The following is a 25,960-nucleotide window of genomic DNA, read 5'->3' on the forward strand; positions in this document are numbered from 1 at the left end:
CTGGCTATTTTTATTCATCCTTTTTCTGTACATTTTCACGAACCACTATTCATGAGTACAGCAGATTGGATTGTTTTATTTCTGACACTCTTATTTATTGTCATATATGGCATTTATAAGAGTAGGGGTATAAAAAATATTGATGGATATCTTCTAGGTAATCGTTCTTTACCCTGGTATCATGTCGGATTATCAGTAATGGCGACGCAAGCGAGCGCCATTACTTTCTTATCTGCCCCCGGACTAGCCTATTCTTCTGGAATGAGTTTTGTCCAATTCTACTTTGGTCTTCCGTTGGCCATGATTGTGCTCTGCATTACATTTGTCCCTATTTTTCATAAGCTAAAAGTATTTACAGCCTACGAATTTCTAGAAAAACGTTTTGACGTCAAAACCAGAGGACTCACTGCTATTCTTTTTTTGATACAGCGGGGGATATCAACAGGTATTACCATCTTTGCACCCGCTTTAATTATATCGACCATTCTTCATATTGATCTTACCTGGACCACATTGGCCATAGGGATTTTTGTTGTTATCTATACGACCTATGGAGGAACCAAAGCCGTATCTCATACGCAGTTGCTTCAAATGAGCATTATCTTTGGATCATTACTCGTAGCAGGCATATTAGTTATCCATCTCCTGCCAGAGTCAATTGGATTATCAAAAGCACTTCATATTGCAGGAAAATCAGGAAAAACCAACGCGTTGGATTTTACTTTTGACCTCAATAATAACTATACGCTTTGGACAGGACTAATCGGAGGTTTTTTCCTACAGCTTTCCTACTTCGGGACCGACCAAAGTCAAGTAGGCCGTTATTTGACAGGGGCTTCGATCAAGGAAAGTCGCATAGGGTTGATTATGAATGGTCTACTGAAAATCCCCATGCAATTTGCGATCCTGTTGATTGGAGTTCTGGTATTTACCTATTATCAATTCCATCAGCCACCCATTTTTTTCAATCAAGTCGAGATCAAGAAGCTTAAAGAAAGCAAATATGCTCCTGATTACCAGATTCTCGAACAAAAGCATAGCGAGCTGTTTAAAACACGTGAATCTGTTGTTCAGCAGCTTAATACAGCATTGGATCACGACGATGAAAAAAGAATTGCTGATCATCGATCCTCACTCGGTCAACTTAATGCAAAAATGCAAGCGGTAAAAGAAGGGACTTTGGACTTAATCAAAAAAAACAACCCAACAGCGGAAACGAATGACAATAATTATGTCTTTCTTTCTTTTGTGACGAGCGTCTTCCCAAAGGGCCTAATTGGGCTACTCATAGCGGTCATTTTTCTCGCATCCATGGGGTCTACAGCAAGTGCTATCAACTCATTGGCTTCAACAACGACCATTGATATCTACAAAAGATTTATTAATCCTACCTCATCTGAAAAACAAGAACTTTTGTGGTCGCGTTTATTTACGTTGATCTGGGGTACATTTACTGTTATTGTTGCTTTGTATGCGAACAGATTGGGTAATCTCCTCGAAGCGGTCAATATCCTGGGCTCACTATTCTATGGTACTATCCTAGGGATCTTTATCGTCGCCTTCTACATGAAGAAAATTCAAGGCAAAGCTGTTTTTCTTGCAGCCATTCTTTCCGAAATTATCGTGATAGCGGTATGGACGATAAATAAGATTCCTTTTCTTTGGCTAAATCTTATTGGCTGCCTAGCTGTCATGTTAATCGCCTATATCGTACAACTGGGGGTGAAAGCACCTCGTCCTATAGAGGACAAAAGGGATCTTGAATAAAAAAAAGCCTGATTGCTCAGGCTCAGTATTTTTTATAGATATTGTACAATACACTCTTATCGTATATGGTCAATTCGGGGGTTGTATCTCGAACGACAAACTTTCGTTTAAAGGCAACGATAGCGGCTTTTAGATTGGATGTATCATAACCAATAATTTTAAGCGCATCTATCGCATTAAAGCTATCAGGAGGGGCCACAAGCTGTCCTTCATCATACCATATTCCAAAACCCCGTTCTGCAAGCTTTTTCCACGGGAAAAAAACGCTTGGATCATTCTTGCGTGATGGAGCGATATCAGCATGGCCAATAAAATTATTTGCTGGAATTAAATAACGCGATTTCAAGGTATCAAGCACAGTCATCAATGAATTAATTTGTGCCTCAGGAAAAGGCTCCCTACCATTATTATCCAATTCTATACCTATAGAACAGGAGTTCATGTCGACAATAGAACCCCATTTTGCCACCCCCGCATGCCAAGACCGAACATAATCGTTCAACATTTGTATAATCTCCCCATTCCGGCCAATGACATAATGTGAACTCACTTTAGTTCTTGGAATCTGAAAGGTTTTGATCGTCTGCCCAATACTATCTTGTGCTGTATGATGAATAATGACATAGTTAGGTTTACGAACATCATAATGTATGGCTTCCTCTTGGCGCCAATAAGGATGGTTTCCAGATTTCTGTAAAAAAACAACCTTTCTTTCCTCAGGTGTCAATAAATTGGTATCTGGCTTAGCTTCGACTTTCTCTTCCACAACCAATGCAGAAGCAAATGACGCAACTAGCGGTTTTGCAACCACCGGCTGTATCTTCGACTTGCAGCTTGCCAAAGACAGCAATGAACAAAGCAATATCCCTATTGACACAGACCTAAACATTATTTTGGTAAACTATAGACTATACCCATTGCCAGCGACTGGCTCAACTGTACTCTTGAAATAACATCTGGATCATAGATCATAATACCATTTAAGTTCACATTGATGACTCTCGTGACTTTTGCCGTTACAGTTACATCCAGACGGTGTGTAGGATTGGAAAGTTTCTCGTAATCAGCAAAAAGGTTATAACGAGCCTTTACATTCAGTTTATCTGTGAAGTTTTTGTCTAGGTTACCCGTTAGCTGGAATGCCAGTGCATTGGCAAAAGTGCGGTCTTCCTTTACACCAAATCGTTCACCAGTACCCGCACTTGGATTGTTAGGATCTCTATAATAGCCATATTTCTCAAAGAAACCTTCTCCAGAACGAGGCTTAACACGCTCATCCAAGATAAAAGTCTGGCGTGCAGTACCTGTACCGAAACGTAGGGAAAATTCGTTACTAGGCTTATACTCAAGACCGAAAGATTCTGTCAGATAAGCTGGTGCCATAAACGCATTCTCAATATAGTCTATTGTATCTCTGCCGTTAACCGTTTTATACTTATAACCCGCATCAAATTGCGACTCAAATGTCACCGACGTAAACAATGCCCAATTGGCAGACAATTTATAAGAAAGCTTATTATCCCAAAATATACGGTCATTATTCTTCTTCGCAATATTATTGGTATTCTTTATCTTTCCATAACGTAAATCAACTTCGGTCACAAAATTGAAATTGTCCTTCGTATAATCCGATTTATGATTCGCATTCAATCCTACAGCAATAGAACCAACACCGCCACCTTTCCAATTATCATTAAATGACGCCTGATTTAAATTGATCCCAAATTTTGTCCAATGTTTCCAATAGTCTACCTCTAAGTTTAGTTTTGGAACTATAGGACGAATCGTTTTAATATTTAATGGTTGCTCTTTCTGTACAGAAATTACGGTATCTGGCTTAGCGCGAAGATCTTTCAGATCCTGTGCTTTTAAGCTGGTAATAGAAAGGCAAAGCAGAGCCATGCCGACAAAATTGAATAACTTCATTCTGAAAACGTCTATTTTTTGTTTACGGTACTAATTTATAATTAATTGTTGGAAAAGGCTCAATAAAATATTGCGAAGGGTTCAATTGATACTGTGAATAACAATCCTTGATATAATTCGCCAGTTCATAATCACTCGCTGAGAGAACAAAGAAATAGGAGGGTCTAAATATCCTTCTAAATCGTTCTGCTTCATCGCTATTTAGTCCAGTAATCTTGCTGATAAGCTCTTTCGAAAATTTATAATCGATCACATTTTCCTTATAGTCATTTTCAATGGTTTTAGTTAGTCGACGTGCTCTTTTGGCCTCCTTGCTAAATAAACTATAGATTGAATTGATGCTTAATCCAGCACCATTTTGACCAACAGAAAATACGTCACCATAACCCGCAAGACGATACGCTTTCTCGTAATCCTCCTTTGCTTTTTTCAGAATTTCTTCTGGCGTCTTGCGTGCAAAAACCTGAACTTCATCAATATAAAACGATTCACGTACCAAATGAAATAGCAACAATCCACGCTTATCCACCTGAAGAGTATCTGAAAAATAGCCTTTACATAGCGCAACAATATGATCTCCTAGCTGTGCATTAAAGACAAATTCTCCTTTAATAGTATTATAATTGACCTCCCCGGTACGCAAGTTCGCCAGCTTCACATTTCCAATACGTTGTTTGGTATTTTTATCAAAAACAATACCCTCGACTTTTTTATCTTGGCAAAAAAGTGAAGAAGTAAAGCCAACAAGGGCAATAAGTAGAAAAATATATCGCTGTAGTAACACTTTCGTAAAACTACTATATCGCTGTACAAAAGCGAAATATTTAACATCTTTTAAAGCGTAACTATTTAGATATAACCAATAGCTGACCTAAAGATAGGGCATCATCGGTAAGACCGTTTAGGGATTTGATCTGATCAACGGATACATTGTACAGCTTACTGAGCGAATATAACGTATCCTGAGCTTTAACCTCATGAATACGCATAGCTACCGGGCTCTTGATTTCTTCTGTCTTTACGACGGTAGGAGGGGTTTCTTGTACATTCTGTACGATCTCGACCTGAACAGTCTCTTCACGTACAACCTTTTCACGTGGCGATTCACCGCGATCGTATTGATCAAGATGATATCTTTCGATCATTTCGATCAGCAATTCAGGATAACGCGGATTGGTGGCGTATCCAGCCGCTTTCAAGCCTTTGGCCCAGCCTTTATAGTCGTTCTTATCCAACTTAAAGAGTGCCGCATATCGCGGTCGTAACAGAAACTCTGAGTGATCCCGAAAAGATTGTTCGGGATTTTCATAAACCCGAAAACAGTCATTGATATTATCATCGGGACGAGTCACGGATTTTCCTTTCCAAACTCCGCCACATTTAATACCGAAATGATTATTAGCCTCACGCGCAAGATAACTGTTACCATTACCGGATTCCAGTAAAGCCTGAGCAAGTTTAATGCTCGCAGGAATACCATATTTATTCATTTCTGCAACGGCCACATCTTTGTAATGAGCAATATAGTCGTTGCCAGCCATGGTAGGTCGCCCCACAGAAGAGGATGAAGAAGTTTTTGAATTGGAGCCAGATTTAGTGGAGGAAATTGTGCCTCTCCGGCTTGAACATGATGTAATCAACATCATGAATACAAACATGCCATAAAAAAACTTCTTCATGCAATACTATCGCGCTTATTTTTTTGTTGACGAGAATCTATTTTGCTTAGCATCATTATCAAACATATCCAAATGATATTGTCTAATAGTAGCGAGTACTTTTGCTGTCCAACCTTTACTCGTAGAGTAGCCCGAACGAGCAATCGCTTTTACCCAAGCTTCGTATTTTTCACCGGGATGTTTTTCAAAAAGACTCTGAGTAGTCTTTTTTCTTTTTACTATTCCTACAAAATCATCATACGAGTCCATTACAGACCGATAACCTTTGTAAGCTGACCGAATAACGGTACTGTTGTTTTTTCCTTTGACACCAAAATGGTTATTCAAATTTTTTGCTACCCTGCTACCACCATTTCCGCTTTCATGCATAGCGATGGCTAAGATAACCGATGCTGGAACACCATGTTCCTCCATCATTTCTTTTGCTATTGGACTGTACTTATCGACATATGCCGCATTACTTTGAGCTGAAACTTTTGTTAATCCAAAAGTTCCCAAAGCTAGTAACAGTACAAAGCTTTTTAATTGTTTTAAATTCATGAAGAATGTTTTAGTTCACAAATTACTTCTTGCGCAAGGCAAAAAGTCCGTCTCGAATCGGTAATATTACCTTTTCTACGCGCTTGTCCTGAGCTAAACGTGCATTCAAATCAATGATCTGCTTTGTTTGGTTGTCTGGTTTTGAATCTAACACCTTACCTTTCCATAAGACATTGTCAATCAAAATAAGTCCCCCAGACGGAACTTGATTTATTATCGTTTCGAAATAATATAAATTTCTCTTTTTGTCCGCGTCGATAAATACCAAATCAAATGTTTCATCTAATGTAGGTAGTATTACCGCTGCATCTCCAATATGATATTTGATTTTATCAGCAAATGCCGATTCATCAAAATAACCTTGGACGCGTTCTTGTTGCTCTGCATTGATATCGATAGTATGCAATATCCCATCTTCCTGCAGCCCTTCTGCGAGACACAACGTTGCGTATCCCGTAAACGTTCCTATTTCCAAAATACGTTTCGGAGCAACCACTTTACTCAATAAAGAAAGAACTCTTCCCTGGTAGTGTCCAGATAACATATGGGGCATTGTTTCCTTCAAATATGTCTCCCGATTTACCCTTTTCAGTAACGAATTTTCCTCGTCTGTAGTATGTTCCAAATAGGACTCTAAATCGTCGGCAACAATTTCCATAACCACAAAGGTACCAAAAAACATTTTTATGATAAAAACTTTTTTTTACAAAAAACTGAATATCAATTAAATACAATTATCCTTTTGTAAAGAGCATTTTTCGGAAATCGCCTCAGAAGCATAAAAAAGCCATATTGCCATTTTTTGATTTTCTATTTTGTTTCCAAATTTCATCAAAAAAATAACCCACTAAAAGGTGATATTTTAGCGGGCTATTTTTTATTATTAAACAACAAATATATTAAGCAAGATCAGCAGTGATCAAGCGTAAAAATTCGGATCTTGTGACATCATTTTGAAATGCTCCAGTAAATGCAGAGGTGGTGGTTACAGAATTCTGTTTCTGAACACCACGCATGGCCATACACATGTGCTTACATTCCATGACCACAGCTACGCCACGAGCGCCCAAAGTTTCTTGAATACAATCTCTGATCTCATTGGTAAGACGTTCCTGAACCTGCAGACGACGCGCAAAAATATCAACGACACGTGGTATTTTACTTAAACCTACAATATGACCATTGGGAATATATGCGATATGCGCTTTACCAAAGAAAGGCAACATATGATGCTCGCAAAGAGAATATACTTCAATATCCTTGACGACGACCATTTGACTGTAGTCCTCCTCAAACATTGCTCCCCGTAACACTTCCGCAGCATCGATATCATAGCCATGTGTCAAAAATTGGAATGCCTTTGCGACACGTTCTGGTGTTTTCACCAAACCTTCACGTTTTGGATCTTCCCCCAGACATTCCAATATATCTGTATAATGAGCAGCGATGCGATCTACCTTTTCAGTATTGTATTTGTCGATCTTAATATATCCATCCAACTCTTCGTTGTCAAATGAGTGTTGACTCATAGTTTCTACTATTTAAATGTATTAAAGATTAATCGCCAAAATATTCGACGTAATTATTTTCTGTTTCATGCAAACGGACACTATGCAAGATCACACCCTGTTCATCAAACAGCGGTTTTAAGATCTTAAATATTTCGATTGCGATATTCTCCGTAGAAGCCATGACTCCCTTCATAAAATCAACATCTAAATTGAAATTACGGTGATCGACTTTGTCAATGATACTACGATTGATTATTTCTTTCATGATCTTTAAATCGATCAAAAAACCAGTCTCCGGATTGACTTTTCCTTTAACTGTTACATAAAGATCATAATTATGTCCATGCCAATTTGGATTGGAGCAAAGACCAAATACCTGTTCATTCTGCTCTTTACTCCAGTCTTCACGATAGAGCTTGTGCGCAGCACAGAAACGTTCGCGACGAGTTATAAATACCATAATGATACAAAGATAAGGCATTAAGAGCAATTAAAACATCTCAATTTAAGGAATGAAGTCAGAATATAGTAATATAATGGAGTGCCTTCCGCCTTTTGTCATCACACAGGGATAAAAAGCTCCTTATTCTTAGCTGTAACATGATTTCGGGAATTAATTTGCTAAGACTTCGCAGTGAGTTTTTGTATGCACCCTGTTGACAAAAGTGTTGCCGGATAATGCGGATACTTTAACATGATATTCTTTATGTTTTAATTAGGTTTTACTTAGGTTTTAGTTAGGTTTTGTTTAGGTTTAGTATAGGTTGGACCTAAATTAAACCTAACTAAATTCTAAACTAAAGGTATATAAAAGCTAAACTAATATATAAGAAGGTCATAGCTGTTTCTGATTTCAATAGGCTAAAAATGGCACCGTTCGGACTCGATGATCAAAAATGATTTCGTAGCAACTAATCAGTTAACCTTATTATTATAATCAAGCTCAAATTTGTAAGCAGGACGAATTCCTAGCTCGCTATTTTTATGCTAAAAAAAGGTATGCCTGCAATATAATTTGTAATTTTCCATCAAAAACGAATTTATCATGCAAATATTAGTGATTGCGGCTACTTCATTTGAATTGCAGCCTTTTCTGGAAGTGGTGCCAAATTACAGTCAATGCGATACCCTAATCACTGGTGTGGGCATGGTGGCCACAGCCTTTGAGCTAGGAAGAGTGCTACATGAAAAAAAATATGATCTCCTCATTAATATCGGGATAGGGGGATGTTTGGACCGACATATTAAAATAGGCTCAGTTGTTCAAGTCGTTTCGGAATCATTTGTTGAACTGGGCGCGGAAGACGGTCATAATTTTATTCCAATAGATCAATTGGGCTATGGAAAGTCTAAATTTACTTCGTGTTTCCTGAATGACAAGGAACTTAGGCTTCCTTTTTTAAAGCAGGGGGAAGGAATTACCGTAAACAAAGTCCATGGTAGTACAGAAAGTATTGAAAAAGTTCAAAAACTGCATCCTGATAGCCTTATTGAAAGTATGGAGGGAGCCGCTGTTTTCTATGCTGCCGACAAAATGACTGTTCCCGTAATCGAGATTCGTGGAATTTCGAATTACGTGGAGAAAAGGAACCGTGCCACGTGGAACATTCCATTGGCGATAATGAATAGTAATAAGGCACTTATAAAGACATTGGACTATCTGAACAACTTCTATTCAAAAATTTAATACAAAAGTCATTTACTTATTAAAAAATGACATAAAACTATAGAATTAGCAGGTTCAAATCTTCAAAATATCAATTTTAAATAGTAGATTTGTAATCTAAAAATTGACACTATTTTACAACTGATGAGAGAAATACAATTCAGAGAAGCACTTCGTGAAGCAATGAACGAAGAAATGCGTAAAGACGACAAAATATTTTTATTAGGAGAAGAAGTTGCTGAGTATAACGGAGCTTACAAAGTAAGTCAGGGTATGCTTGATGAATTCGGTGCAAAGCGTATCATTGATACACCTATTGCTGAACTTGGTTTTGCTGGTATTGCTGTTGGTGCGGCAATGAATGGTTTGAAGCCAATTGTTGAATTCATGACATTCAACTTCTCACTTGTTGCAATTGACCAAGTAATCAATGCGGCAGCTAAAATTCACTCGATGAGTGGTGGACAGTTCTCTATTCCGATGGTCTTCCGTGGTCCTACAGGAAATGCGGGTCAGCTTGCAGCACAACACTCTCAAAACTTTGAGAACTGGTTTGCAAATACACCAGGTTTAAAAGTTGTGGTTCCTTCGAACCCATATGAAGCTAAAGGTTTATTGAAATCAGCTATTATCGATCCAGATCCTGTTATCTTCATGGAATCTGAGGTCATGTATGGTGATAAAGGACAAGTTCCTGAAGAAGAATATTACTTAGAAATCGGAAAAGCTAATATTATCCAAGAAGGTACAGATGTAACTGTTGTGTCTTTTGGTAAAATGCTTCCTCGCGTTGTCATTCCTGCAGTTGAAGAATTGAAAAAAGAAGGTATCAGCGTTGAATTGATTGACTTGCGTTCGGTACGTCCTATCGATTACCCTACAATCATCGCGTCTGTTAAGAAAACAAACCGTTTGGTAATCGTGGAAGAAGCATGGCCACTAGCGTCTATTTCTACCGACTTAGCATTCAATGTACAACGTAATGCATTTGATTACTTAGATGCCCCAGTTATCCGCGTAAATTGTGCAGATGTACCTCTTCCTTATGCTCCAACATTGATCGAAGCTGCTTTACCTAGCGTTGAGAAAGTTGTTAAAGCTGTGAAAGAAGTATCTTATATCAAGAAGTAATACGAATTACATCCTTAAAAAAATTAAAATCCCTTTTACTGTGTGAAAGGGATTTTTTTTTATATTTAAACTGGCCAATTGTTGCTTACTAAAAAAATTAAAATTCCATATATGAAAAAATTAAGAATTGCCTCTTTAATGGCTGTATTTGCATTTCTCGTGATATCTGCTTCCGCACAAAAGAAATACACATTACGCGTAAATCCCGATTCAGGGAAAAAAATATCACAAAATCTTGTGATGACCATGGATATTGACGCTGCTGGCCAAAAAATGGTGACAGACCTTAATATGGGCTTTGATATCACCAATACGACGAAAAAAGACAACATATTTGCGTTCGATCTTAAATATACCGGAATCAACATGAAAATGAATATGGCAGGAATGGATATGACTTACGACTCTAAAAACCCCGAGGCCAATGAATTTTCTAAACAGATGCATGCGACCTTAGGCAAGTTGCTCGAAAATAGCATTAGCTTTAATGTTGATCAACTTGGCAAATCTTCCGATATCAAGTTGCCTGAGGGCATTAACATGCCATTTGATAAAAGTATGTTCGAAAATATAACTACAGTATTGCCTGAACAGCCGATTAAAATAGGTGATTCTTGGACATCCAAAACTGAATCAGATGATTCAGGCATTTCAGTAGAAAACAAAATGACTTTAATAGAAGCAAATGAGCTAGGCTATAAAGTAAATGTTGAAGGAAAAATGTTCGGTCCGGATGCAAATCAGGTAGGCAACGTACAGGGCTTCTATGTCTTGGATAAAAAGACCTGTCTTACCACGAGTACAGAAATGACAAGTGCCGTGGATATGCCTGAAGCAAAAATAAAGACCACCTTAAAAACCCAATAAACGACGAAAAATAAAATAGGGGCCAAAAGGCCCCTATTTTATTTTTTTATATATCAAATTTATGCGTTGATCTCTTCTTTGTACAGATCAGCAGATAACAAAGCGTCAACATCAGCAGCGTTGTTCAATTTAATACGAACAATCCAGCCTTCACCATAAGGATCAGAATTGACCAATTCAGGAGATGCATCAATAGCTTCATTCACCGATAAAATCGTAGCTGCTACAGGTAAAAACAAATCAGAAACTGTTTTTACGGCTTCAATTGTACCGAAAACTTCATTAGCGGCTACTTCTTCACCTACAGTGTTTATGTCAACAAAAACGATGTCACCCAATTCACGTTGAGCGAAATCGGTAATCCCTACAACTGCTTCATCACCTTCAACACGAATCCATTCGTGATCTTTGGTGTATTTCAATTCTGCTGGAAAATTCATTGTATTTAATTTTTTGATTTTTAATGCCGTGAAGTTACAAAATATCTTCAATTGTCAAAAATGATATTCATCATAACATTTTTGTGTTTATTTTTAAGCTATGAATCCTCAAATCGAAAGACTTTACCAAATTTCACAAAAGAAAGAACGTCGTATTATTGGCCTGATGTCCGGAACATCCCTGGATGGTCTTGATATCGCCGTGTGCCGCATAGAAAATGCAGGTAAAACAACGAAAATACAGCTCGAGAATTTTACTACAATGGTTTATGAGGATGATTTTAGAGAGCGGGTGCGTGAAGTTTTTGCAAAACGAAATATCGACCAGCAATTATTTTCGGGACTCCATGCTTATATTGGAGTCACGCATGCCAAATTAATCAACACAGCATTGCAACAATGGAATCTATCAAGCAGTGAGATTGATTGTATAGCCAGCCATGGGCAAACCGTATACCATGCTCCTCAATCGTTGACCAAAGACCGCAACTGGCCCAACAGCACTTTACAGATTGGAGATGGAGATCATATCGCGGTAGATACAGGTATCATAACCCTATCTGACTTTAGGCAAAAACATATTGCTGCAGGAGGAGAAGGGGCACCTTTGGCAGCCTATGGCGACTACCTTCTTTTCTCGCATGCAACAGAAAATCGATTCTTATTGAATATTGGCGGTATTTCTAATTTCACATTTATCCCAAGCCATCAAACAAAGTCGAAAGCTTATGCGACAGATCTCGGTCCAGGCAATACAATGATGAACCAATACATGAAGGTAAATTTTGATCAGGAAATGGATAAAGATGCCTATATGGCTAAAAAGGGCCAAGTAAATGATGCGCTATTGAATCAATTATTAACGGAGGAGTTTCTAACGCTGCCCTTTCCAAAAACCACTGGGCCGGAACTATTTAATCTCGCTTATCTCGCAAGGGCACAGGATTGTTCGAAAACAAGCCATATTCCACATGAGGATGTTATGGCGACCCTCAATCGCTTTGCTGCTCATGCGATGGTCAATGGCATTCGCAAGCAGTCAAAAGGGCTATCCGATGTAGCGGTGTACATTAGTGGTGGTGGACTACACAATCCATTGCTGTTCGATTACATCAAAAGGAGCCTACCTACTTGTAACGTTGAAAGTTTTGCAACATTGGGTATCAACCCAGATGCAAAAGAGGCCGTTCTCTTTGCGCTATTAGCAAATGAGACTTTGGTAGGCAACAAATCCAATGTAGCGCAAATTAAAGACTCTCCCGCTGTCTGTATGGGCAAAATCAGCTTGCCTGAATAATTATTCTGTATCGATGGCTTCTTGTAAAAACTCTTTAAAAGGAAGCATACTTTTATAGGAAGCCACGATATTATCCAGCGCATTTTTTGCAGATAACTCCTTTGTAGTTAAAGATCTATCCAACACAAAACTTTTCAATTTGATAAAGTCAATAAACGGATTATCTTCACTATAGCCGGCCGGTGCACGTTTCAGTAAATCTTCTTTGAAAAGCGTAATATTACTGCCAGTCAATACTGTTTTTAAAATTTCATCCAATTTATCACCACTGTAATCAATTTCTTGTCTTATTGCCTCTAAATGTTGCTTTTCAGGACGCCAATACCCACAGGCGATAAATGAATTTTCCGCTCCAATATGAATATAGTACTCTGGTCCCTGCAACTTTCTTCCATCAACAGAAATTCCTGCCCCAAACCAACTTTTATAAGGAGTTTTATCATTTGAAAAGCGTGTATCCCGGTAAATGCGAAACAAACATTTACTTGCTTGAATGGAAGTATTAATTTTAGGGTCAAACTCGCTCAATGCAGCAATTAAATCTGTCAAAAAATTTCTCACATCAGCCAATGCAGCTTCATATTTAGCTCTGTTATCGGCAAACCACTCCCGAGAATTATTGGCTTTCAATTCCGTTAAAAAATCAAATGTAGATTTTTGAATGTGACTCATAATACAATCAATTGATTAAAATTAAGAAAACATAGACCATAGGTGCCGCTAATAACAACCCATCAAATCTATCTAAAAAACCACCATGTCCAGGCAATATATTTCCGGAATCTTTTACGTGCAAACTACGCTTTAACATAGACTCTACTAAATCCCCCAATGTTCCAACAATACTGATAATTGCCGCAATACTTACCCATTGCCAAAGTGGAAGATAACCAAAATATTTTTCCAGATTTACAGCAGCAACAATAGCCAAAATCAAGCCCCCAAAGAAACCTTCCCATGTTTTCTTTGGTGAGATCCGTTCGAATAATTTACGTTTTCCAAAGCTTCGTCCAGCGAGATATGCCCCGGTATCGTTTGTCCACAATAAGATCAAAAAACCTAAGGGCAGTACATAGTTAAAAGTACCTTGCAGAAACCCTAATTTGGAAAATAGGAAGAAAGGCAATGTAACATAAGCTATACCCAAAAAAGTATAGGCAATATCATTGAAAGGAAAAGTTCTCTTCTGAAAAAGTGAAATAATATAAGTCGCACTTATAAATGGGATAATCAGTGCTAAAAATTTTACCGCAAGCAGGTCCATCGAAACTAATGAGCCCAAAACAAATAAGAGTAAGGCCAGTGTTATGCCTATCCACTTATTTGGGGCGCGTTCTTCGGATGAAACTATTCCATAGAATTCATAAAGACACCATGTACTGAGCAGTGTAAAAAAAATGGAATAGACATAAGCGCCCAAAAGAGTGGCAGCTATCATGACAGCCACAAAGATTACTCCCGTTATTGCTCTTGTTTTCATCTCTTAAAGCCCTCTTTCTGCTTCCTCAATTAATGTTTCGGCCAGATCAATAGATCCTTCACTGACATAGAGTTCAATTTTCCCAAATAAATAAGAAGAATCTTGTTTATTCATTGCGACAGTAGGAATACCATTTTCTTCCAGCATTTGCTTGACTATCTCGGCCTGAATCGCATTTGTATATGTTTTAATTTTTTTCCAATCGTTCTCCATTATTTTCTTTTTGCGTTGATCTATAAAATAAGAATACAAAAATAAGAGTAAAAATGAAGCCTACAAGATATATCCACCAAGATTGCAATTCAAATGCATTGAATTCATCATAACTCTTACCCTCTCTTACGTAATAAAATGCCCCGATTGTGGCTCCGGCATTGTTGACAAAGTGTCCAAAAATGGGCAGTACGATGTTCTTGCTCCATACATAAAGATAGCCAAAAAAAGCGCCCAATAACATGCGGGGAACAAAACCAAAAAATTGCAGGTGTATCGCACTGAAAATAATGGCAACAAGCCATATAACCACATGCTGATTGCTCAACCATCTTCCCATTATTCTTTGCAAAACACCGCGGAACAACAATTCTTCACCTATGGCCGGAATCAAAGCCAGTATAACAATATTATACAAAAAGCCGGATACACTCGACTCCATAATAATAACCTTGATTAAATCGGCCGATTCCTTTTCACTACGCTCCATCCAACGCTGCAAAGATTGCATATTATCGGGCAATTGTAAGGATTCATTCCAATGACCGATCAGACTCATCAAAGGCATAAAAGAAAGCATTGCTAAAAATATATAGCCAAATTGCATTCCGCTAGGCCAATTTTTCAATTTAAAATAGGCTTTACCATATCCTTCGCGTGTATTCATCAGATAAGCTGGCACAACAAAAGATCCCAAGCTACTCATTAACAACATAAATCGCATATCATTGGCAGATCCATTCAATATAGACTCCAAGGAGAAGACCTGCCCTGTAAATGAATAATAACTTGCAATAATCAGAATGGCAATAATCTGCGAAAGAATGGAAAAACCAATAACCATTAAGATCAAACGTAATAAAGATTGAAACGGATGGGGTGTTTTTTCAGGAAACATATCTAGTAAATATCAGTTAAAGATAACAATAAAAGCAAGATTTATTAAAATTGTCATGTCCAATCAAATTTTAGCATCTGATTTGTATTGGCCTAATGAAAACGAATGATATGATCTAATTACGATAAAAACTACACGAGATATATTCAATCATCTCGGATATGGATGCAGTTACATACAAACTATATGATCAAAAAAGGGCTTTGAATCTCTTCAAAGCCCTTAGATTTATACTCTTTTAATTCACCCGAATAGGATCGGCTGGTTTTTGTAAATTTTTGTAAGGATACGTTTTCATTTCTTCCAACAATATCTTCACCGTTCTTTCAAGTTGAGGATCACGACCCTCCAAAAGATCTTTAGGCAATTGTTCGATAAATACATCAGGAGCCACACCTTCATTTTCAATAATCCAATTTCCTTTGAGGTCATATACACCGAAGTTTGGCGAAGTAATACGGCCGCCATCCAATAAAGGAGGATAGCCACTTATGCCAACCAAAATCCCCATTGTCGTACGACCAACCAATTTACCCAGCCCTTTAAAACGGAACATATAAGGCATCATATCGCCACCTGAACCTGCATTTTCATTAATGATCATGGCTTTAGGTCCATAAATACCATTTCCTGGTGTAGTAAATCCTTTTCCATCACGAATTCCCCAACCAGCAATCAGTTCACGGGACAAAAGATCAATGACATAATCGGCCACCCAGCCACCACCATTGTTTCTTTCATCCATCAGAAGAGCCTTTTTATCCATCTGAGCGAAATAATAACGATTGAAATAGGTATAACCTTCAGCACCGGTATTTGGCATGTAAACATAAGCTATTTGCCCATTACTCAATTCATTTACTTTCTTACGGTTCCTTTCAACCCATTCCATGCTCCGCAAATTCATCTCGTCGCTAAACGAGATCGGTTTAACGATTACTTCACGAGCGCCGACCAATGAAGGTTTTGAATTGACCTTCAACGTAACTTGTTTACCAACAGTATTGTCAAATAAACTATAGATATCCTCATCTTCAGTCAATTCAGCACCATTAACAGCAACAATATAGTCTCCTTCTTTGATGTTTAATCCCGGTTCAGCCAATGGGGCTTTGAACGATGGATTCCATTCAAGACGCGTAAACAATTTAGCAATCTGATAGTAACCATTCTTTAACGTATAATCTGCTCCCAACACACCAACTGAAACCGACGGCGTGGAAGGTTGATCTCCAGGATAGATATAATTGTGTCCCACGACCATTTCTCCCATCATTTCATTCAATAAATAACCAAGATCAGAACGATGGTTTACAAAAGGCAGGAATTTTTCATATTTGGTTTTCATCGCTTTCCAGTCAGCACCATGCATGTTTTCAACATAAAAATAGTCTTTTTGCATTGACCAAACTTCATTGAATACCTGTTTCCATTCGGCAGCGGGATCCACCAATTGCTGAATTCCGCCTAGCTTAACTTCGCCGGCAGTAGGAGAGGCTACTTTTTGTCCAGCTGTTACAATATTGAATCCATTTCCCGTTTGATATAACATCTTCTTACCATCGGCGCTAATAACAAAACTACGGGCATTTTCCACTAAGGTTTTGTTTTCGAGATCCTTAAAATCATATGCTCCGATTGTTCCCCCACGTTGGTAAGTCAATTGATTTGGCACTAAACCATTCAAATTCCAATAAGGTCCAGCAGGTAAAGGGAGGGCAACTATTCTGTTTTCTATACGATCGAAGTCAACTTGAATAGATTTATCAATGGGCTTACTTGCCACTGCCTCTTCCTTTTTATCCTTTTTAGGTGATTTTTTATCGTTTTCTTTTACACGATCTTTTTTATCACCATCTCCTTCTTCCTTTTTATCCACCTTATCCTCACGGATTTGTTCCTCATCACTATCATTCTTAAAGAATGATGGTGTTTTACTGGATAAAATAAAGCCATATACGGCATAATCAACATTACGCTGCACCGCGGACATATGTAAGCCAGAATTTGTCAACCCTGTATTTGTACTCGCTGTAAAAAATAGATATTTACCATCCTGGGAAAAAGCTGTACTACGCGCAGAGCTCATACCATCCGTAATTTGCTGAGTTTTCTTTGTATCCAAGTTATACATAAACACAGCGGGTACCCCATTTTCCAATGTACGTATAAAAGATATCCATTTTGAATCAGGAGACCAGCTTGGTTGGAAATGATTGGATACACGGCCAGTTTGACCGCTCAATTTATCGTCTGCAACTTTAACAATGGCCTTTGAAGCGATATCAATATAAAACAGATTAAGATGTGAATCATTGTAAAACAACTTCTTGGAATCCGGTGACCATGTTGGTTCGAAATAGAAGTTCGTTTCTCCTAAGTTAAAGTACAGGGGTTTATCTTTTCCAAATTGATCCATCAGCACCAACTGATAAGATCCATTTTTGTCTGAAATATAAGAAATCCATTTTCCATTTGGAGACCAATCCGGAAAACGCTCATGAGAACCCGGAGAATTAGATAAATTTCGGGCTTCACCTTTCTCCTTAGGTACCGTAAATATCTCTCCCCGCGCCTCTAATAATGCCCGTTGACCTGTTGGCGATAGGGTAGCATAACGTATATCGTCCTTAATGTCTTTATAATACGGTCTTTTATACATTACATCTGTATTCACCGTAATATGCAAAGGAGTGACTTTATTATCGCCCAGATTTAGTGTATTTAATACGCCAGCATATTCAAAGATCAACTCAGTCCCATTTCCATTCAGTGAACGCACATCGTAATCTTTAAAATCCGTTAGCTTTTCTACCTTTTTGGATTTGGTATCATAACTATAGATGTTAACAATTTTATCACGATCGGAAAGGAAGTAGATCTTATTTCCCAACCATAATGGTTTAACATCATTACTTTTAACCTGCGGAATAGCTTCTATTTCTTTGGTTTTCGTATCGAAGATCCAAATTGTCGGCATACCACCACCCCGGTAGCGTTTAAAGGCAACTCGATCTCTTTCAGTAGGGTCAGTGTTTTTGATATAAGCCCAGTAACGACCATCAGCAGAAGGGCTTCCCTGAGTCGCTTCAGGCATAATAAGCGCCTTGTCCATTCCTGACATTTGAATATTGGAACTGTATAATCGTGGACTTAAAGCATAGGTGAAATCACGAGATGTCGTATAATATACTTCATCATTATTGAGCCATCCCCGCAATACATCCGAAGAAGGGTGATAAGTGATCCGTTTGGGCTCACCACCCGTTACAGGGATTACATATACGTCTGTATTTCCGTCATAATTTCCTGTGAATGCAACTTTCTTGCCATCTGGAGAAAACATTGGATTCTGTTCCACTCCAGGATTTGTTGTAAGGCGTCTCGGATTAGCTCCGTTTTTTTCGGCAATCCAAATATCTCCACCATAGACAAAAGCAATATTGTTGGCGCTAATACTTGGATTTCGAAGCAATAGGGTTTCTTGCGCTTTTGTTTGCAGAAAGGATGTACCGAGCAAAAAGGCAGCAAATAACTTGAAATGAGTTTTATTCATAAACGTTTAAAGGTTAAATTTACCACACACAAAACTACACTTTTGTAAGCGGACCTAGTTAGTATATCAACAAAGTTGCATAAAAAATATGACAAAAAAAAAGTCCTGCTTTACAGCAGGACCTTCCTTTATTTATTGAGGATTAGAAACCGTACTCTTGTTCGATTTCTAACACAATTCCTTCATCAACCAAAACGCGACCACAGTGTTCACAAATGATGATTTTCTTACGTTGACGTATTTCTGATTGCATTTGAGCAGGAATCTTATTATGACATCCTGAACAGCTATCACGATCGATCGAAACAACAGCAAGTCCGTTTTTAAACGAGTTACGCAAACGGTAGTATACCTTTACTAAACGTTCTTCGATATTCGCTTCAGCCTCAGCAGCTTTTGCTAACAATGCATCTTCTTCTTTTTGAGTTTCAGAAGTAATTGTTTCCAATTCTTTCTTTTTTCCCTCAAGTTCGCTTTTGCTATACTCAAGATTTCCTACAGTAGTATCGTAGTTTTCTGTTTTGTTACGAATCTCAAATTCTGCTTCTTTGATTCGTTTCTCGCAAACCTGAATCTCAAGACCTTGAATTTCGATTTCTTTCGAAATAGCGTCGTACTCACGATTATTCTTTACCTCATTCAGCTGCGACTCATATTTTTTGATAGCAGCTTGGGCATCCTTAATCATGTTTTTACGCTTAACGATCGAATCTTCTAAATCGTCTAAGTCTATTCTGATCTTCTCAATACGAGTCTCTAAGCCCGCAATCTCATCTTCAAGATCTGCAACTTCCATAGGCAATTCACCACGAACTTGGCGAATTTTGTCTATTTTAGTATGTACGGCTTGTAACAGCCATAATGCTTTCAATTTTTGTTCTACGGTTTGTTCCATCAACTGTAGTATTTTATAGGATTTGTATCTATTTCTGTTGTTAAGGTTGCAAAGTTAGGAAATTTTTTCGTAATAATGTCGTACAATAATTCTTGCGTAAATTGTTCGCTCTCAAAATGTCCCGTATCTGCAATCACGATTTCACCTTCAGCATCAAAAAATTCATGATATTTATAGTCTGCTGTAACAAAAAAATCAGCACCAGAACGTTTGGCTGCACCGAGTAAAAATCCCCCCGAGCCACCACAGACCGCTACACGACTAACTTTTTTATCTAATAAGGCTGTATGACGAATTACATTCAACCTCAGTTTGTCCTTAAGATAAGCTAAAAATTCCAATTCAGCCATTGGTTCAGCCAAATTTCCAATCATTCCTGCACCGATTTCAGCAGCCGTATTTTGAATATCAAACAAATCATAAGCTACTTCCTCATAAGGATGAGCTTCATAGAGTGCCAAAAGTAACTTTCTTTCAATAGATTTCAGGTAGATAACCTCAATTCGTGTTTCCTCAACACGCTCTTGAACACCAATCTCCCCAAGGGTAGGATCGGCCCCTTCTAAAGGTCTAAAACTACCATAACCCGCCGCATTAAAACTACATTGATCATAGTGTTTTCCGATTTTACCTGCGCCCGCATCAAACAATGCCTGTCGGACATCTTCAACATGACTCCTAGGTACAAAAACGACCATTTTTCGCAATACATTTGTTTTAGATTCCAGTATAGCCTGATTTTCTAATCCCAATTTATCGGCAATTTTCGTATTCACTCCACCGGTAACATTATCTAGATTCGTATGAATGGCATATAATGCAACTTTATGTTCAATTGCTTTAATAACCGTACGCTCCACATAATTTTTCCCATTAAATTTTTTTAGCCCCCTAAATACAATGGGATGGTGCGAAATAATTAAATTACACCCTTTATCAATGGCTTCTTTTACAACATCTTCTGTGCAGTCTAACGAAATGAGCACCTTTGTAATCTCTCTATTGGCGTCGCCCACAATAAGGCCAGCATTATCATAAGACTCTTGCAAATCTAAAGGAGCCAATTGCTCCAAATAGTCAATGACTTCTTTAATTTTCATGGTTTACAATTACCTCTTTTTCTCTAAATTTATTATGTTCCTCTAAAATTCTTCTATTCGCGTTAATTTCAAACCAGTAATTAGCCAATGTCACAAAATGCATAATGATCAGTACACCGGAAATAGAAAGTGGGAGCGGAATATTTGTCGCCAGGTAAATCCATGCATATAGCGATCCTTTCCTAAACGTAGGGTTTTCCTCCACAGCTATTTTTCGATCATAAAATTCATTGATCAAAGAATCCCTTAGACGCGAAGCAACCTGAAAATTCCAATAAATATTAACCAGCGGAATTGCAGCTAACCACGATTGGTTGGGCTTCATTAATCTATTTTCTTTGGCGACCAATTTTAATGTCTTTCGAATTGTATTTGCAAATAGAAGCCATACGATAATACGTATGGCAACAATACCCATAGCGGTATAAATTACTTCAGGCTTACTTAACTCTCTTATTAATTCCTCTTGCGTCATTGAACTATTTATTGCTTATTTATTATTCCTGTTCCAACAAATCTACTAATTCTTTCAACTTTTTTATTTGTGGATTATGATCTCCAACAAATTCGACTGTTTTAAAACCTATATTTTTTGCCTTCCTATAAAACGGGTAAAAATCATCATCCTCAATTGTTTTGCCATCCTCATAAGTCAAAATGTAAGTACTTGGAATTTTAAGTCGTTTCGGATTTTTTAAACTGATCTTGTCTGTCATTGTTCTTAACGGGTGGGGGACATCCCTAGGAAGCTTCTTAATGTCCTTCACCCAGAAAGGAAAAATATAACCATCCTTTTCTAATTTTAACAGTCCATTTGCTGCACTGGATTTACCCATTAAGTTCATTACAGATTGTTGATCCTCCGGTAGTATAACATCCAAGTAAACCAATTTACGGATTCTATCCGGAAGACTATCTGCCACAGCCGTGATAATCATCCCACCATAACTATGTCCGACCAATATAATATCATGGAGATCCTCAAACAGGATCGTATTCACAACATCATCGACATGCGTTTGTAATCGGATAGAAGTATCTGCTAAATGATAACGCTCACCCAGGCCTGTTAGTGTGGGTCGGTACACCTCATTTCCCTTTTTAGCTAACTCAACCGCCGTATTTTTAAACTGCCAAGCACCACCCCAAGCTCCATGGACAATAACATATGTAGAAGACTGTGCAGCAAGATCTTTACTGAATCCAACTAATGAAAACAAAAACATAATAGACAATAATCTACAGTAATTCATCTTGTTATATATTAAATCATTCTAGACGGTTAACAAACTCTATTCAGCATTTATTCTGATACCCTGGTTTACATATTTATTAAAAAAACAAAATGTAAGCACTCACTTACTTTATTAAAACATACTTCACTCATGTAAAAAGAGCTTTTAATTTCATTATTAAACTTCATCAATGAAAATAGGGTAGGGGGGAGCTCTAAAAACATCATGCATAAAGTAAAAAAATAGTCGGCTTTTTATGATAATCATACGATCGTTTTCGCCACTCACCAACTGTCAAACTTTGTATATTTTCGTCGGCAGCTGTTACATTTGACGCAACACAGAGTAAGGTGGAAGGTTTACATATTTTTAGTAGATCGGCTAAAAGCTGATTATTTCTAAATGGAGTTTCAATAAAAATTTGCGTCTGCTTTTCACGTGCTGATTGCTGTTCGAGATTTTTAATCTCCTTAGCTCGATCAATTTTATCGATAGGCAAATAACCATGAAAGGCAAATTTCTGACCGCTAAATCCGGAAGCCATAAGTGCCAGTAGAATAGAGCTTGGTCCAACAAGAGGAACTACCTTAATACCCAATTGATGTGCCCGCGCTACAATAGAAGCACCAGGATCAGCAACACCAGGACATCCCGCCTCAGACATTAATCCAACACTTTTGCCTTGTTTCAAGCCTTCAAAAAAATCATTTATATTTCCCTTGTCCCGCACATGTTTTCCATAATCATGGATCGTTAATTCGCTCTGCGGAATCTTTAAACCTGCAAGTTTTAAAAACTTGCGCGCCGTTTTTTCGTTCTCTACAATATACTCGTCCAATGAATTGATTGTTTCCACTAAATACGGAGTAAATGACTGGAAAGCTGCGTCATCACTCAATGGAACAGGAATTAAATATAAGATACCATTTGCCATAATACAAACCTACTAATTAAGGTCCATTTGGTTATACTAATTTTAAACTTAGCATTATTTAACCTTTTAAAATGATTATAATTTAGATTTTTAAACTCATTATTAGTATTTTAGCGTAAACATTCATTGCAACAATAAACATCATTCAAATGATCACACAAATTACAGAAGGCGTAAAAATCTCGGTTGAAACCATCTATCAATCGGAGTATTCGAATCCGGACCGTGAACATTTTATGTTTGCTTATCATATCAGCATAGAAAATCTCAGCGATTACACGGTTCAATTGATAAGTCGCTATTGGAAAATTTTTGATGCAAAAGGAGACTATAGGGAGGTATCTGGAGAAGGAGTAGTAGGCGAACAACCTATTATAGAACCTGGTCAGACTCATCAATACACCTCAGGTTGCAATCTCAATAGCGAATTCGGATTCATGGAAGGATATTATAATATGATCCGAACACTGGACAACGGCAGCTTTCAAGTTGAAATACCACGTTTCAATCTGATAGCGGATTACGCATTGAATTAATTTTATCAGGGCAGTATCATTATTGCCAATTAATCAAATAACGAAGCTTTTTTCGCATCGAATAAGAAACTATTTCTTTATTTTTGCGAGCATTCCAAATGAACAAGCGAACCTTTGGGACTTCGAATTATCATTTTACCCAATGGCAAAGGCTAACATTTGATCGTATGCCACCCAATAGATTACATTAGTCAGCAATCAAAACGATTATTGATTCAATATATAAATAACTGACAATCAATAGAAATATAACTAAAATATTGATTATCAACACGATATAAACTACCAAGAGAAGAAACCTACTGGTAGTGTTTTGGCGTGTAAATTGACTGAATATAATTTAGGGTGATATAACGTGAGTATTTTAGCTACAGAACAAGTAAGCCATTCCTTCCATGATCGATGGCTTTTTAAAGATTTACATTTCGGTCTCCAAAAGGGAGAACGTGTGGCCTTGGTCGGAATCAATGGCACAGGTAAATCAACCTTACTCGCCATTTTAGCAGAGCGAATCTTACCAACCTCAGGAAAAGTTGTAAAAGAAAAAGGTATAAAAATTGGTTTCTTAGAACAGGATCCTGATTTCACAGGATTAAAATCAATCAACGATTTTATTTATAGTACAGACAACGATCAACAACGTCTTATCCGTAAGTACGAGGAGCTGTTATTGGAAACTGATATCGATCAGAAAAAATTAGAAGATCTTACAGAAAAAATAAGTTCATTGAATGCCTGGGAGTATGAGCATAATATTAAGACGATTCTTAATCGTTTAAACATTATGGATTTCCATCAAGATATCAAAAGTTTATCAGGGGGCCAACGAAAACGCCTTGCGCTAGCCAAGCTTTTGATAGACGAGCCGGATATTTATATATTAGATGAACCCACCAACCATTTGGATATAGAGACTATTGAATGGCTTGAAAAACTACTAACAACAGGTAGCAAAACCGTTCTTTTAGTAACGCACGATCGCTACTTCTTGGATAATATCTGTACGGAGATTCGAGAGCTGGATAGGGGCAATCTCTTTACCTATAAAGGCAACTATTCTTATTTTCTAGAAAAGAAGTCCGAACGTGAAACTATTGATGCGGTTATGGTTGAGAAAAGCAGAAACCTACTTCGCCGTGAATTGGAGTGGATGCGTCGTCAACCACAGGCACGTGGTACCAAATCCAAATCACGTATTGAAGCATACTATGACTTGGAAGAAAAATCTAAAGCAATTAAAGGAAACGACTCGGTACAACTCAGTGTGAAAGTAAGCAGGCAGGGCTCAAAAATACTCGAACTAGAACATGTTGCCAAACGTTATGGAGCAAAAGAAATCATACATGATTTTTCATACACCTTTAAAAAAGGTGATCGTATTGGTCTAGCGGGAAAAAATGGTACTGGAAAATCAACCTTTCTTAATTTAATCACGGGAGAAGAAAAACCTGATACAGGGTCTATAGCGGTAGGGAAAACCACAGTATATGGCTACTATAAACAGGGCGGATTGGAAGTAAATGAAAACGATCGAGTATTAGATGTTGTAAAAAATATAGCAGACTATATTGAAATGGCAAATGGGGAAGTAATCACGGCTTCACAGCTGCTAACCCACTTTTTATTTCCTCCTGAAAAACAATTTGGTTTCGTTAATAAATTAAGTGGGGGGGAGAAAAAAAGACTTCAATTAATGCGTGTTTTAATGAAGAATCCAAATTTTTTAATTCTGGATGAACCATCCAATGATTTGGACATTGATACATTAAACGTGCTGGAAGATTTTCTTGACAACTACAAAGGAGTACTCATATTAGTATCACACGACAGGTATCTATTAGATAAATTGACGGATCAACTTTTCATTTTTGAAGGAAAGGGGATCGTGCAGATATACAACGGAAATTATGCCGACTTTAAACTTGAACAGGAAGAAATCCAAAAATTAGAAAAGGAAAAACAAAAAAGGATAACCCAAGAACAGGTAAAGCCAATTGTAAAAGAGGAAAAGAAAAAACTCTCGTACAAGGAACAATTGGAATATAACAAACTAGAAGAAGAAATCGAAAAACTGGAAACACAAGTAGCGTTAAAAACGGAGGAACTAAACCAGGTAACAGATCATCTAAAACTTTCTTCCTTAGCGGAAGAAATTCAATCTATCCAAAAACAGATAGACGATAAATCCGAAAGATGGTTATATCTTGCTGATTTTATGTAAAATTTCACCACAGGTTTCACGTGGAACACAAAGAAAACGTAAATTTACAAAGAAATAAAAACACCACG

26 protein-coding genes are annotated in these 25,960 nt (G+C 37.6%); 7 read left to right on the top strand and 19 right to left on the bottom strand.

The annotated features are described in order from the left end of the window. Positions 1-51: 51 nt before the first annotated feature. Entirely contained in the window at positions 52-1,767 is a 1,716-nt protein-coding gene (locus B4Z47_RS19685; RefSeq protein ID WP_115046104.1) for a sodium:solute symporter, read from the top strand. 22 nt (positions 1,768-1,789) lie between these two features. On the opposite strand, the gene B4Z47_RS19690 is transcribed toward B4Z47_RS19685, so the two are convergent. The 8 genes from B4Z47_RS19690 to B4Z47_RS19725 form a co-directional block, all read right to left on the bottom strand. Then, positions 1,790-2,656, bottom strand: a complete 867-nt coding sequence (locus B4Z47_RS19690; protein WP_112375151.1) for an N-acetylmuramoyl-L-alanine amidase — start codon at positions 2,654-2,656, stop codon at positions 1,790-1,792. Then, positions 2,656-3,693: a DUF3078 domain-containing protein gene (locus B4Z47_RS19695; RefSeq protein WP_112375152.1), complete on the bottom strand. Its 1,038-nt coding sequence runs from the start codon at positions 3,691-3,693 to the stop codon at positions 2,656-2,658. The genes B4Z47_RS19690 and B4Z47_RS19695 overlap by 1 nt, the downstream gene beginning before the upstream one ends. 22 nt (positions 3,694-3,715) lie before the next feature. Beyond that, on the bottom strand, positions 3,716-4,477 hold the full coding sequence (locus tag B4Z47_RS19700; RefSeq protein ID WP_115046102.1) for a hypothetical protein: 762 nt from the start codon (positions 4,475-4,477) through the stop codon (positions 3,716-3,718). Positions 4,478-4,538: 61 nt separating this feature from the next. Beyond that, positions 4,539-5,372 (bottom strand): glucosaminidase domain-containing protein, encoded by an 834-nt coding sequence (locus B4Z47_RS19705; protein WP_070562717.1) that lies wholly within the window; start codon positions 5,370-5,372, stop codon positions 4,539-4,541. Positions 5,373-5,387: 15 nt separating this feature from the next. After that, positions 5,388-5,912 carry a glucosaminidase domain-containing protein gene (locus B4Z47_RS19710; RefSeq protein ID WP_046673195.1) on the bottom strand — a complete coding sequence of 175 codons (525 nt, stop codon included), beginning with the start codon at positions 5,910-5,912 and terminating at the stop codon, positions 5,388-5,390. Between the two features lie 22 nt (positions 5,913-5,934). After that, complete coding sequence (locus tag B4Z47_RS19715) at positions 5,935-6,570, bottom strand: O-methyltransferase (RefSeq protein WP_070562845.1); 636 nt, start codon at positions 6,568-6,570, stop codon at positions 5,935-5,937. Between the two features lie 241 nt (positions 6,571-6,811). Then, positions 6,812-7,441, bottom strand: a complete 630-nt coding sequence (folE, locus tag B4Z47_RS19720; protein WP_112375154.1) for a GTP cyclohydrolase I FolE — start codon at positions 7,439-7,441, stop codon at positions 6,812-6,814. A gap of 28 nt (positions 7,442-7,469) precedes the next feature. Beyond that, entirely contained in the window at positions 7,470-7,883 is a 414-nt protein-coding gene (locus tag B4Z47_RS19725; RefSeq protein ID WP_070562714.1) for a 6-pyruvoyl trahydropterin synthase family protein, read from the bottom strand. Between the two features lie 585 nt (positions 7,884-8,468). Here B4Z47_RS19725 and mqnB point away from each other — a divergent pair. From mqnB to B4Z47_RS19740, 3 genes are all read left to right on the top strand, one after another. Next, positions 8,469-9,110 carry a futalosine hydrolase gene (gene mqnB / locus B4Z47_RS19730; protein ID WP_070562711.1) on the top strand — a complete coding sequence of 214 codons (642 nt, stop codon included), beginning with the start codon at positions 8,469-8,471 and terminating at the stop codon, positions 9,108-9,110. A gap of 123 nt (positions 9,111-9,233) precedes the next feature. Continuing rightward, positions 9,234-10,220 (top strand): pyruvate dehydrogenase complex E1 component subunit beta, encoded by a 987-nt coding sequence (locus B4Z47_RS19735; protein WP_046673190.1) that lies wholly within the window; start codon positions 9,234-9,236, stop codon positions 10,218-10,220. Between the two features lie 111 nt (positions 10,221-10,331). Continuing rightward, positions 10,332-11,087: a DUF6263 family protein gene (locus B4Z47_RS19740; protein ID WP_070562709.1), complete on the top strand. Its 756-nt coding sequence runs from the start codon at positions 10,332-10,334 to the stop codon at positions 11,085-11,087. A 59-nt stretch (positions 11,088-11,146) separates the two neighbouring features. Here B4Z47_RS19740 and gcvH read toward each other — a convergent pair whose 3' ends face one another. Next, complete coding sequence (gene gcvH, locus B4Z47_RS19745) at positions 11,147-11,527, bottom strand: glycine cleavage system protein GcvH (protein ID WP_070562707.1); 381 nt, start codon at positions 11,525-11,527, stop codon at positions 11,147-11,149. Positions 11,528-11,627: 100 nt separating this feature from the next. Between gcvH and B4Z47_RS19750 the strand changes: the two genes are divergently transcribed. After that, positions 11,628-12,824 (top strand): anhydro-N-acetylmuramic acid kinase, encoded by a 1,197-nt coding sequence (locus B4Z47_RS19750; protein WP_070562705.1) that lies wholly within the window; start codon positions 11,628-11,630, stop codon positions 12,822-12,824. On the opposite strand, the gene B4Z47_RS19755 is transcribed toward B4Z47_RS19750, so the two are convergent. The 10 genes from B4Z47_RS19755 to B4Z47_RS19800 all read right to left on the bottom strand — a co-directional run bounded on the left by B4Z47_RS19755 (position 12,825) and on the right by B4Z47_RS19800 (position 23,135). Further along, positions 12,825-13,496, bottom strand: a complete 672-nt coding sequence (locus B4Z47_RS19755) for a DUF2461 domain-containing protein (RefSeq protein WP_115046098.1) — start codon at positions 13,494-13,496, stop codon at positions 12,825-12,827. Positions 13,497-13,503: 7 nt separating this feature from the next. Then, on the bottom strand, positions 13,504-14,304 hold the full coding sequence (locus B4Z47_RS19760; protein WP_070562700.1) for a phosphatidate cytidylyltransferase: 801 nt from the start codon (positions 14,302-14,304) through the stop codon (positions 13,504-13,506). A 3-nt stretch (positions 14,305-14,307) separates the two neighbouring features. Continuing rightward, positions 14,308-14,517: a DUF2007 domain-containing protein gene (locus B4Z47_RS19765; protein ID WP_070562697.1), complete on the bottom strand. Its 210-nt coding sequence runs from the start codon at positions 14,515-14,517 to the stop codon at positions 14,308-14,310. Continuing rightward, on the bottom strand, positions 14,492-15,415 hold the full coding sequence (locus tag B4Z47_RS19770; RefSeq protein WP_286709797.1) for a CPBP family intramembrane glutamic endopeptidase: 924 nt from the start codon (positions 15,413-15,415) through the stop codon (positions 14,492-14,494). Before B4Z47_RS19770 ends, B4Z47_RS19765 begins: the two co-directional genes overlap by 26 nt. 238 nt (positions 15,416-15,653) lie before the next feature. Then, positions 15,654-18,971: a S41 family peptidase gene (locus tag B4Z47_RS19775; RefSeq protein ID WP_115046096.1), complete on the bottom strand. Its 3,318-nt coding sequence runs from the start codon at positions 18,969-18,971 to the stop codon at positions 15,654-15,656. Between the two features lie 142 nt (positions 18,972-19,113). Continuing rightward, complete coding sequence (locus tag B4Z47_RS19780; RefSeq protein ID WP_070562689.1) at positions 19,114-19,866, bottom strand: zinc ribbon domain-containing protein; 753 nt, start codon at positions 19,864-19,866, stop codon at positions 19,114-19,116. Continuing rightward, positions 19,866-20,966: a Nif3-like dinuclear metal center hexameric protein gene (locus B4Z47_RS19785; RefSeq protein WP_070562686.1), complete on the bottom strand. Its 1,101-nt coding sequence runs from the start codon at positions 20,964-20,966 to the stop codon at positions 19,866-19,868. The genes B4Z47_RS19780 and B4Z47_RS19785 overlap by 1 nt, the downstream gene beginning before the upstream one ends. Next, entirely contained in the window at positions 20,956-21,441 is a 486-nt protein-coding gene (locus B4Z47_RS19790) for a hypothetical protein (protein WP_115046094.1), read from the bottom strand. The genes B4Z47_RS19785 and B4Z47_RS19790 overlap by 11 nt, the downstream gene beginning before the upstream one ends. Before the next feature lie 22 nt (positions 21,442-21,463). Beyond that, positions 21,464-22,219, bottom strand: a complete 756-nt coding sequence (locus tag B4Z47_RS19795) for an alpha/beta hydrolase (protein ID WP_286709796.1) — start codon at positions 22,217-22,219, stop codon at positions 21,464-21,466. A gap of 205 nt (positions 22,220-22,424) precedes the next feature. Continuing rightward, positions 22,425-23,135, bottom strand: a complete 711-nt coding sequence (locus tag B4Z47_RS19800; RefSeq protein ID WP_070562678.1) for an SAM-dependent methyltransferase — start codon at positions 23,133-23,135, stop codon at positions 22,425-22,427. Positions 23,136-23,284: 149 nt separating this feature from the next. Here B4Z47_RS19800 and apaG point away from each other — a divergent pair, with 149 nt between their 5' ends. Beyond that, on the top strand, positions 23,285-23,671 hold the full coding sequence (gene apaG / locus B4Z47_RS19805) for a Co2+/Mg2+ efflux protein ApaG (RefSeq protein WP_046673176.1): 387 nt from the start codon (positions 23,285-23,287) through the stop codon (positions 23,669-23,671). Positions 23,672-24,026: 355 nt separating this feature from the next. Then, on the top strand, positions 24,027-25,892 hold the full coding sequence (locus tag B4Z47_RS19810; RefSeq protein WP_286709795.1) for an ABC-F family ATP-binding cassette domain-containing protein: 1,866 nt from the start codon (positions 24,027-24,029) through the stop codon (positions 25,890-25,892). The last annotated feature ends 68 nt before the right edge of the window (positions 25,893-25,960 follow it).

This window comes from Sphingobacterium sp. UBA2610 (assembly GCF_002339225.1).
Lineage (GTDB): Bacteria > Bacteroidota > Bacteroidia > Sphingobacteriales > Sphingobacteriaceae > Sphingobacterium > Sphingobacterium multivorum.

What these genes read in the sequence shown, in the direction of transcription:
- B4Z47_RS19740 (WP_070562709.1), top strand. Translation starts at nt 10,332, where the DNA reads ATGAAAAAATTAAGAATTGCCTCTTTAATGGCTGTATTTGCATTTCTC.
- B4Z47_RS19750 (WP_070562705.1), top strand. Translation starts at nt 11,628, where the DNA reads ATGAATCCTCAAATCGAAAGACTTTACCAAATTTCACAAAAGAAAGAA.
- B4Z47_RS19780 (WP_070562689.1), bottom strand. Translation starts at nt 19,866, where the DNA reads ATGGAACAAACCGTAGAACAAAAATTGAAAGCATTATGGCTGTTACAA.
- folE (WP_112375154.1), bottom strand. Translation starts at nt 7,441, where the DNA reads ATGAGTCAACACTCATTTGACAACGAAGAGTTGGATGGATATATTAAG.
- B4Z47_RS19795 (WP_286709796.1), bottom strand. Translation starts at nt 22,219, where the DNA reads ATGAATTACTGTAGATTATTGTCTATTATGTTTTTGTTTTCATTAGTT.
- B4Z47_RS19735 (WP_046673190.1), top strand. Translation starts at nt 9,234, where the DNA reads ATGAGAGAAATACAATTCAGAGAAGCACTTCGTGAAGCAATGAACGAA.
- B4Z47_RS19785 (WP_070562686.1), bottom strand. Translation starts at nt 20,966, where the DNA reads ATGAAAATTAAAGAAGTCATTGACTATTTGGAGCAATTGGCTCCTTTA.
- B4Z47_RS19715 (WP_070562845.1), bottom strand. Translation starts at nt 6,570, where the DNA reads ATGGAAATTGTTGCCGACGATTTAGAGTCCTATTTGGAACATACTACA.
- B4Z47_RS19710 (WP_046673195.1), bottom strand. Translation starts at nt 5,912, where the DNA reads ATGAATTTAAAACAATTAAAAAGCTTTGTACTGTTACTAGCTTTGGGA.
- B4Z47_RS19725 (WP_070562714.1), bottom strand. Translation starts at nt 7,883, where the DNA reads ATGGTATTTATAACTCGTCGCGAACGTTTCTGTGCTGCGCACAAGCTC.
- mqnB (WP_070562711.1), top strand. Translation starts at nt 8,469, where the DNA reads ATGCAAATATTAGTGATTGCGGCTACTTCATTTGAATTGCAGCCTTTT.
- B4Z47_RS19705 (WP_070562717.1), bottom strand. Translation starts at nt 5,372, where the DNA reads ATGAAGAAGTTTTTTTATGGCATGTTTGTATTCATGATGTTGATTACA.
- B4Z47_RS19800 (WP_070562678.1), bottom strand. Translation starts at nt 23,135, where the DNA reads ATGGCAAATGGTATCTTATATTTAATTCCTGTTCCATTGAGTGATGAC.
- B4Z47_RS19755 (WP_115046098.1), bottom strand. Translation starts at nt 13,496, where the DNA reads ATGAGTCACATTCAAAAATCTACATTTGATTTTTTAACGGAATTGAAA.
- B4Z47_RS19690 (WP_112375151.1), bottom strand. Translation starts at nt 2,656, where the DNA reads ATGTTTAGGTCTGTGTCAATAGGGATATTGCTTTGTTCATTGCTGTCT.
- B4Z47_RS19765 (WP_070562697.1), bottom strand. Translation starts at nt 14,517, where the DNA reads ATGGAGAACGATTGGAAAAAAATTAAAACATATACAAATGCGATTCAG.
- B4Z47_RS19775 (WP_115046096.1), bottom strand. Translation starts at nt 18,971, where the DNA reads ATGAATAAAACTCATTTCAAGTTATTTGCTGCCTTTTTGCTCGGTACA.
- apaG (WP_046673176.1), top strand. Translation starts at nt 23,285, where the DNA reads ATGATCACACAAATTACAGAAGGCGTAAAAATCTCGGTTGAAACCATC.
- B4Z47_RS19685 (WP_115046104.1), top strand. Translation starts at nt 52, where the DNA reads ATGAGTACAGCAGATTGGATTGTTTTATTTCTGACACTCTTATTTATT.
- B4Z47_RS19770 (WP_286709797.1), bottom strand. Translation starts at nt 15,415, where the DNA reads ATGTTTCCTGAAAAAACACCCCATCCGTTTCAATCTTTATTACGTTTG.
- gcvH (WP_070562707.1), bottom strand. Translation starts at nt 11,527, where the DNA reads ATGAATTTTCCAGCAGAATTGAAATACACCAAAGATCACGAATGGATT.
- B4Z47_RS19760 (WP_070562700.1), bottom strand. Translation starts at nt 14,304, where the DNA reads ATGAAAACAAGAGCAATAACGGGAGTAATCTTTGTGGCTGTCATGATA.
- B4Z47_RS19790 (WP_115046094.1), bottom strand. Translation starts at nt 21,441, where the DNA reads ATGACGCAAGAGGAATTAATAAGAGAGTTAAGTAAGCCTGAAGTAATT.
- B4Z47_RS19695 (WP_112375152.1), bottom strand. Translation starts at nt 3,693, where the DNA reads ATGAAGTTATTCAATTTTGTCGGCATGGCTCTGCTTTGCCTTTCTATT.